9 protein-coding genes are annotated in these 8094 nt (G+C 73.7%); 8 read left to right on the top strand and 1 reads right to left on the bottom strand.

Going from position 1 to position 8094, the window contains the following annotated elements; all coding sequences use genetic code 11:
• Nucleotides 1-60: 60 nt before the first annotated feature.
• Nucleotides 61-729 (bottom strand): response regulator, encoded by a 669-nt coding sequence (locus tag ACI79T_RS20975; RefSeq protein WP_456612031.1) that lies wholly within the window; start codon nt 727-729, stop codon nt 61-63.
• 127 nt (nt 730-856) lie between these two features.
• On the opposite strand from ACI79T_RS20975, the gene ACI79T_RS20970 reads away from it, so the two are divergent.
• The 8 genes from ACI79T_RS20970 to ACI79T_RS20935 form a co-directional block, all read left to right on the top strand.
• Nucleotides 857-1009, top strand: coding sequence for a hypothetical protein (locus ACI79T_RS20970; protein WP_456612030.1), 153 nt, complete (start codon nt 857-859; stop codon nt 1007-1009).
• Between the two features lie 122 nt (nt 1010-1131).
• Nucleotides 1132-3054, top strand: coding sequence for a sensor histidine kinase (locus ACI79T_RS20965; protein WP_456612029.1), 1923 nt, complete (start codon nt 1132-1134; stop codon nt 3052-3054).
• Nucleotides 3055-3274: 220 nt separating this feature from the next.
• Entirely contained in the window at nt 3275-4603 is a 1329-nt protein-coding gene (locus ACI79T_RS20960; RefSeq protein ID WP_456612028.1) for a hypothetical protein, read from the top strand.
• The gene (locus ACI79T_RS20955; protein WP_456612027.1) at nt 4600-5259 is read left to right on the top strand and encodes an ABC transporter ATP-binding protein; all 660 of its coding nucleotides are present in this window, start codon (nt 4600-4602) and stop codon (nt 5257-5259) included. Before ACI79T_RS20960 ends, ACI79T_RS20955 begins: the two co-directional genes overlap by 4 nt.
• Nucleotides 5247-5795 carry a hypothetical protein gene (locus ACI79T_RS20950; RefSeq protein ID WP_456612026.1) on the top strand — a complete coding sequence of 183 codons (549 nt, stop codon included), beginning with the start codon at nt 5247-5249 and terminating at the stop codon, nt 5793-5795. Before ACI79T_RS20955 ends, ACI79T_RS20950 begins: the two co-directional genes overlap by 13 nt.
• Nucleotides 5792-6364: a hypothetical protein gene (locus ACI79T_RS20945; RefSeq protein ID WP_456612025.1), complete on the top strand. Its 573-nt coding sequence runs from the start codon at nt 5792-5794 to the stop codon at nt 6362-6364. The genes ACI79T_RS20950 and ACI79T_RS20945 overlap by 4 nt, the downstream gene beginning before the upstream one ends.
• A 4-nt stretch (nt 6365-6368) precedes the next feature.
• Nucleotides 6369-7301 (top strand): ABC transporter ATP-binding protein, encoded by a 933-nt coding sequence (locus tag ACI79T_RS20940; RefSeq protein WP_456612024.1) that lies wholly within the window; start codon nt 6369-6371, stop codon nt 7299-7301.
• On the top strand, nt 7298-8094 hold a 797-nt coding region (locus ACI79T_RS20935), incomplete at its 3' end, for a hypothetical protein (protein ID WP_456612023.1). The genes ACI79T_RS20940 and ACI79T_RS20935, both read left to right, overlap by 4 nt.

Here is an 8094-nt window from a genome sequence, read left to right as displayed (position 1 = left end):
CAGCGGGCCGTACTGAGTCTCCACCTCAGCCGGTACTGACCGCGCACGTCGGCCCGGCCGTCAGCGGCCCGCGGCGTCCGGGTCGACCAGCCGGAGGCGTAAGGCGGTGATGAGGATCTGGGTGCGCGACCTGGCTCCGAGCTTCGCCCCGACGTTGGACATGTACTGCTTGACCGAGCCTGTGGAGAGGTGCATCTGCTCGGCGATCTGCTGGTTGGTGACGCCGTGGGCCAGCCACTGGAGCAGCTCGAGCTCGCGCGGGGTCAGGGCGGGCACGCTGCGTGCGAGGGGCGGCGCTCCCTTGGCGACCATCGACGCCACCAGCTCGCGCCGGACGGGCCCGGACAGCGGCATCTCACCGTCGAGGGCCTGCCGCATCCCGGTGCGCAGCAGGTCGCTGGTCGCGTCCTTGAGCAGGTAGCCCGAAGCGCCTGCGCGCAGGGCAGCGACCACGTGGTCGGCGGTGCCGAAGGCCGTGATGACCACGATGCAGGCCAGGGGCCACCGACGACAGATCTCCGCGGTGGCCTCGATGCCCGACATCCGGGGCATCTGGATGTCCATGAGGACCAGGTCGGGACGGAGCTCCTCGTAGCGCTCCACGCCTGCGAGTCCCGTCGCCGCCTCGCCGCAGACCTCGAAGCCGTCGAGGTGGTGGATGATCGAGCGGTAGGAGCTCCGCACCACGTCGTCGTCGTCGACGACGAGCACCTGCGCTGCGACCCCCACGCCGCCACCCTAACCGGGACGGGGAATGGGCCGGTCTCACAATCTGGCCGAAAGTGAATTCCGCGGCACCCTCGGCGGACTCGATACTCCGGAGGTCAGAACGACCCACCCGAGAACGGACCCACCCGTGCTCCGCACCGCCACGCGCCTGTCCACCACTGCCACCGTCGCCCTCATCCTCGCCGCCGGCGCCCAGCCGGCGCACGCGGTCGGCGGTCCCGTCGCGGGCTACGGGACCGCCGGGTTCCTCTGCACGATCCTCAAGTTCAGCTGCCCGTGATCCTCCACCCCTCCCGGCACGTCGCGGCCGGGAGGGGCGGGCCGTGTGCCGTGCTGATCGGCGAGGTCGGGCTCGTGCTAGAAAGAGATGCGACGTGAGTGGCGCTCGGGGGAGCCGTGTGGATGGCAGCGAGGACGTCGGTCGACGCGGTGGCTGCCGCACTCACTGACCACCGCCTGATCGCCCGGCTGGTGCTGGCCTCGTTCATGGTGCTCGACGCCGCCGACTTCCCCTACCGCCTGGCCATCGGTGAGGGCCCCGAGGAACCGTGGGCACCGGGACTGCACCGGCTCGCGGGCCTCGCCGCCTGCCTGTCCCTGCTCTGGGGGTGGCACCGCGTCCTGGTGGTCTCGACCGTCGTGACGGCGGGCTTCGTCGTCGTCCGTCAGGAGATCACCGGGTTCGAGCTCTGGTGGCTGCCCATCGCGGTGGCCCTGGCGACGGCACGTCGCTCGGCGCCGCTGGTGGTCGCGGTCGCCGCGATCTGCGGCGCGTTCTCGGTGTGGACCTACGAGACCCAGGGCCGCACGGCCGTGGTGGGGATCCTCGCCCTGTGCGCGCTGGGGGTCCTCGCCGGACTGGCGGTCGGCTTCGTCACGACCCAGCGCTCCGCCGTGGACGCCCGCGTCGAGGCCCTTCGCGCGGAGAACGCGCGACTGAGGCGGGACGAGAGGCGCCTGCTCGCCGCCCACCTCCGCACGACGACCGAGGGGCTCTTCAGCCACGCCCGCAAGGAGAGTGCCAGGAGTCTCGCCAGCACCGAGCCGGCGGACCTGCATCGGGCGCTCCACGCGGTGCGTGACGACGCCAGTGCCGCCCTCGCGAGCCTGCGCCAGCTGCTGGAGGTGCTGCGCGCCACGGAGATGGAGGCCCGCACCGAGCTGTCCTCCCTCGAGCGGCCGGCGACGAGGCTCCGGAGCGTGCGGTTGGCCGCCGCGGTCAGCCTCGCAGGTCTCGCCGCGGCGGGAGCGCTGCGAGCCGCGCCCGGGCTCGCACCCCACGAGTGGACGCTGGTCGTGGCGCTGCTCGTGGCGGCACTCACCTGTGTGCGCCCCGCGTGGGGCGCACCCGCCGGGCTGCTCGTGCTGGCTTCGACGTTATTCGTCGACGCGACGGCCTGGGCCGTCGCGGTGTCCGTCATCGCCGTGGTCGCCGCGGTCGCCCTCGCGCCGTGGCATACGCCGTGGCGGCTCGGCGCACTGGGCGGGGTCCTGGTCTACACCCTGCCGCGCCTGCTCATCGGAGGAGCGGACACGCTCCACGACCTGGCCGCCGTCGCCGGCGGAGCGCTCGGAGCCACCCTCATGGCGCTGGCCCTGCGCGACTACCTCCACACCATGCGCCGCTGGACCTCCGACGAGGAGTGGCTCGCCTCCGAGCGCGCCGGCATCGGGCCGGGGGAACGCACGTCGCTGGCCCGCGAGCTGCACGACCAGCTCGGGCACCAGCTGTCCCTCGTCGCCCTGCAGGTCAATGCCGTCGACCACGTCCGCGACCCGGACCGCCTGCGTGCGGTGCTGGGCCGGATCGACGGCACCTTCGCGGCTGCCTCCGACGAGCTGGAGGTGCTCCTCTCGGTGATCTCGGCCGCCCCCGCGAGCGCGGGTGCGTCGGGTCCGCTAGTGACGCCGTCCGTCGTCGCCCGCGTGATGAACGACAAGCTGGTGGAGCACGGGCACGACGCCGAGATCGTCGTGGACCCCGCCGTCGACAGGGTCGACCCGACGACCCGGCTCACCGTCGTACGCGTGCTGCAGGAGGCCACGACCAACGTGCTGCGCCACGGCGACCCGGGGGGCGAGGTGCGCGGGCACATCGGCGTCCGCGACGACACGGTGCGGCTCACGATCAGCAACTCGCTGCCCTCCGGCGCGGCCGGGGGGCCGCTGGCGCACCTGGGCAGCGGATACGGGCTGCGCGGCATGCGGGAGCGCGTGGCGGTGTCCGGGGGCACGTTCTCGGCGGGGATCGTCGGTCCGCGGTGGTGCGTCGCGGTGACGCTGCCGGCCGATGCCGCGGTCGCTGGCCGGCGCGCGAGCGGCTGAGCCGGCCAGCGAGTGGACAAAGGTTAATGGTCGCGGTCGTCGGCGAAGACTAGAACTGAGGTGTGCCTCACGGGGCCACAGGCGGACGGGGTCAGGTACCTCGGTCGCAGGCTCGGTGGATGGGGCGTGAGCGACACGCGAAGAAGTGGGCCCTCAAGACCTCGTGGCCTGGTGACCGGCTCGCACTGAGCTGCTGAAGAGATCCGGGACGGGAGTGGACGTGGACACGGTGCACACCGCCCATCGGCGCGTCCGCTCCCGCCCCGGAGCCGCCACCGCGGCGCGACTGGTGGGCGGAGCGGTCGCCGGGATGCGCGCCGGCGCCCGGCACGAGCACCGTCAGCAGGTCCGCCGGGTGGCGTCGGTCCTCTCCGTCCTCGGCCTCCGGGAGGGCATCGCCTCGCGGCTGGTGCTGGTGACATGGGCGGCGCTCGCGGTGGCCACCGTGCTGGGGGCACAGGCTCCGCCGCTGCGTACGGCGGTCCCGTCGACGTACCGGTGGCTGGTGCCCGCGGCGCTCCTGACGGTGCTGTGCCTGCTCGGCCTGGGGTTCGCCCGGCACCTCGTCCGGGTCGAGCGCGACCACCGGACCCTGCTGGTGGCCCTGCCGGCACGCACCAGGCGCGGCCTCGTGGCCGGACTCAGCGTTTCCTACGTCCCGGCGATCGTGGTCTCGGCGGGCCAGGTGGCCCGGGGCGGACTCACCGACCTCCCGGCCTCCCTGGGTGCGCTCGTCGAGACGGTCCTCGGTGCCGCCGTGGGCGAGACGTCCGCGTCGCGCACCCTGCTGTGGGCGGCCGCTGCTGCGGTGGTGGTCTCGACGGGACTTGCCACCTCCCGCGCCTCGCGGTGGATCGGCGCCCACGGACTGGGACCGCGTGTGCCGGCGGCCCACCGGTGGGCCGGTCGTACGGTCGCCGTCCTGCTCGCCCTCGGGTGGGTCGCCGCGACCGCTCTCGGGTCTACCGGGCGCTTCGCCGCGCTCGGCCAGCACGTGTTGCTCGCCGCAGCGCTGGTCGCCACGCTCCTCCTCCGCGCCCGCCACGTCCGCTTCGTCTCCCCGGAGACCTTCGGCTACGGGCTGCGCCTCGCGGAGCGGGCCGGTGCCGATCCGCGGCGGCTCGCCGCCCTCTCGCGGCGCAACGCCGTCCTGCTGCTGGTGCCCGCACCCGTCGGTGCCGCCCTCCTGCTGGTGCTGCACGGCAGCGGGTTCGCCGTCGTGCTGCTGGCGGCGCTGGTGCTGTTTGAGCTCGCGCTGGCGGAGTTCATCGTCCAGCGGTCCACCGTGGTCCTGCCGGCCTCCCGGCTCGCCGAGCTGACCGTCGAGTCCAGGGCCGGCCTCGCGGCGGCGGTGTGCCTCGGCGTCGTCTTCACCACCACCGGCTCCGGCGGGCTCTTCGCCATTCTCGACCTCGACGCCCACCGCACGACGGTCGTGGCCGCCTCGCTCCTGCTCACCGCATCCGCGGTGACGATCGCCTGGCTCGTCCGCATCGACACCCCGCGCTGGCTCACCGGCCTGCGCGCCACCTCCGGGAGCCTGCCGTGATCTCCGTGCGCCACCTGACCTTCGGCTTCGTCGACCGACCGATCTTCGACGACCTCTCCCTCGACCTGCCCGAGCGCGGCCTCGTCGCCGTCACCGGCGCCAACGGCGTCGGCAAGACCACCCTCCTGCGCGTCCTCGGCGGGATCTACCGGTCGGGCACCGAGGTGAGGACGGCGTCGGGCCTGCCGGCCCGGGCGGTCTACCTTGACGACGAGTTCCTGACCCTCGACACGCTGACCGTCGGAGAGGTGCTCGCGCTCCTCGCCGCCGAGCTGCCCGGTCTGGCCGCCGACCGGCTGGTCGACCACCCTCTCGTCACCGACACCATGCGCGCCAGCGCGGTCGGCACCCTGTCCCTGGGACAGCGGCAGCGGTGCGTCGTGGCCGTGGCGTCCTCGCTGAGCGGCGCAGACGCCGTGCTGCTCGACGAGCCCTTCAACGCGCTGGATGCCGACGGGGTGTCCCTGGCCCGCCACGAGCTCGCCGACCTGGCCCGGTCACGACCCGTGCTCTTCGCGACGCACATGAGCGCCGACATCGACGACTTCGCCCACCACGTGCTGCGCATCGGCGGACCGGCAGGCTCGGAGCTCGTCCCCACGGGCCGTCGCGCGCTGGCAGCGGTCGAGGGGGGAGTGGCGACGTGGCGGTCCTGACGCACGTCCAGGCCCCGACCGTGGCGCGCCGGTTCGCCTCGTGGTGGAAGCGACCCGCGCTGCTCGTCATGGCCGCGCTCGCTGCGGGCATGGCCGCCAGCCTGCTCTTCGTGTGGCCCTACGGAGGCGCCGGCGCCGAACCGACCTTCGCCGACATCTTCTTCCACAACGTGTTGCTGGGCGTGGTCCTGGTGGTCGCGTCCCCCTATGTCGCCTGGCCGGCGGTCCTCTTCAACGGCTTCTTCCTCGGGTTCGTGCTCCAGGCCGGCGCCACGACGCACGGCTGGGAGGACACGGCGCGACTGGCGGCCGTGCACGTCCCGCTGGAGGTGCTGGCCTGGCTGGTCACCCTGTGGTGCTCGGTGCTGCTGGCGGACCTCGCCGGTCGCGCCTGGCACACCCGGGAACGCCCGGCCCGCCACGAGGTGGTCCAGCTCGTCCGTGCGGGTGTGGTCGCCACCGTGTTCTACCTCGTCGCCGCCGGCGCCGAGTGGTTCGAGCTCTGGCTCGTCGTCCGAGGAGGAAACCCCGCATGATCGCTCAGACCGAGATCGACGACCGACACCACGGGGAGGACGTCCCGGAAGGGAGTCGCTGGGCCGACCGGGCCAACGTCGCGTTCTGGGGCCTGCTCTTCGGCACCGTGGTGATGATCGCCGCCGACGAGTCCCTGCGCGCCCAGGTGGCCGAGGTGGCCGGGGACAACCCGTTCTCCTCCGACGCGGCGCTCCTAACCGTGCTGCGCGTTGCGACCTTCGGCTTCGCCCTCCTGTTCGCCCTGCTGCAAGCCTGGATCTACGGCCTGCTCCTCGGTGCCGTGACCGCGACGCGTCGCCCGCGCCTGGTCACCGGCTGGGGCTACGTGCTGGTCGCCCAGGCGCCCCTCGTCCTCCTGGTCGGTGGCGCCTACCTCCTCGGCGGGACCGACGCGGTCGCCGACGTCCAGTCCCTTGCGGTCCGGCTGCTCCTGGGTGTCGTCTCGGTGGCCGTCTACGCCTACCTGGCTGCCCGGCGCAGCCAGGTGGAGATGCCCCGCCTGCTCGCCTTCGGGGTGCTCGCCGCGGGCGTGAACACCGCGCTGCTGCTGCTCTCCGCCCAGCGGTGACGTCGTGATCGAGCTGCGCGACCTGCGCAAGGTGCGCGGGACGACCCGCGCCGTGGACGGGATCACGTTCTCGACGCGCCCGGGGCGGATCACCGCCTTCCTGGGCCCCAACGGGTCCGGCAAGACGAGCACGTTCAGGCTGGTGGCGGGTCTCGACCTGCCCACTAGCGGCAAGGCCCTGGTGGCCGGGCAGCGGCCGTCCGAGTGGCGCCACCCGGCCCGCACCCTGGGCTCGGTGGTGGACGGCCCCGCGCTCCATCCCACGTGGCGCGTCGTGGACCACCTGCGCATCGTGGCCGCCACCCAGGGCATCGGGCGTACGCGGGTCGCGCAGGTCATCGAGGACTACGGACTCGCGACCTACTCCCACCGACGTGCGCGCGAGCTGTCGCTGGGCATGCGTCAACGGGTGGCGCTGGCCATCGCGATGTTGGGGGAGCCGCACACGCTGCTGCTCGACGAGCCGGCCAACGGGCTCGACCCGGAGGCGATGCGCTGGCTGCGCGGCATCCTGCGCACGCACGCCGACTCCGGGCGCCACGTCCTGCTCTCCACCCACCTGATGCACGAGGTCGGCGAGCTCGCGGACGACATCGTCATCATCGGCCGCGGGCGCCTGCTCTGGAGCTCGTCGGTGGACGACTTCGTCGCCGCCCACGGCGCGCCCCGCACGCTGGTCGGCAGCCCGGACCTGTCCCGCCTCCTCGCCGCCCTCGCGCCGTACGACGTCGAGGTGGCGCCCGCGCCCCGCGGCGCACTCGTCAGCCGGATGACGCCGCGTGAGGTCAGCCGCATCGCCTTCGAGACCCGGTGCGAGATCGACCTGCTCCAGGCCGTCACGCCGAGCCTCGAGGAGCTCTACCTCGACTTCGTGCGGGCGCACGACCCGGCGCACCCGTCCGCGACGATCGCTGAGCGCCAGGAGGTCGGGGCATGAGTGCACGGCTCGTCGAGACCTCCCGGGCACGCGTGCCCCGCTTCCCGGGACTGGTCGTGGCCGAGCTGGTCAAGCTGCGGTGCCAGCGCACCCTGGCCTGGGTCGTCGTGCTGACGGTCGCTGCCTCCGCCGGCCTCGCGGCCGCGATGGGGCACCAAGACCCCGCCGCGACGGGTGGTGAGGCGGCTGTCGCGTCCCTCGCGCTGTTCGCCGGCTACTCGGTGCTGCCCTACGTCTCGGCCTTCCTCGCCTCGTCCTCGGTCGCCGCGGAGTTCGGGTCGGGCGTCGCCCGGGCGGTCTACTCCGCCGTGCCCTCCCGTGTCCCGGTCATCGCTGCCAAGGCGCTGGTCGCCGTCGGGGTGGGATCGACGCTGGCGGTGCTGAGCCTGGTGTCCGCCGCGACGGTGCTGGCCCTCGCCACCCCGGTCCCGACCGATGCGTGGCTCTCGCGCCCGGCGACGTGGGCCGCGTTCGCCGGGGCGGTGGCGAGCTGCTCGGCCCTCGCGTTGGTCGGGACAGCTGTGGGGACGGTGAGCCGGCGGGTCCAGGGCGGAGTCGTGGGCCTCGTCGCGCTGCTGCTCCTCGCCCCGCCGCTGGTGGGAGCGCTCGGCACGGGCGTGCCCCTCGTCGGCGACCTGGCGCAGGTGCTCCCCATGGCGGCGGCCAACGCCCTGGTGGACGACGCGTCGCTCGGGGGCGGCGAGGTGGACCGGCCGGCCGCCGCAGCCGTGCTGGCCTTCTGGTCGGTTGCGTCGATGGTCGTCGCGTCCTGGACGGTGCGGCGCGCGGACCT

This window comes from Blastococcus sp. SYSU DS0619, from assembly GCF_054051035.1.
The sequence above is the reverse complement of the archived record's forward strand: the minus strand, read 5'-3'. Positions and strand labels throughout refer to the sequence as shown.

Coding starts and splice junctions, on each gene's coding strand:
- ACI79T_RS20965 (WP_456612029.1), top strand. CDS start 1,132: ATGGCAGCGAGGACGTCGGTCGACGCGGTGGCTGCCGCACTCACTGAC.
- ACI79T_RS20945 (WP_456612025.1), top strand. CDS start 5,792: ATGATCGCTCAGACCGAGATCGACGACCGACACCACGGGGAGGACGTC.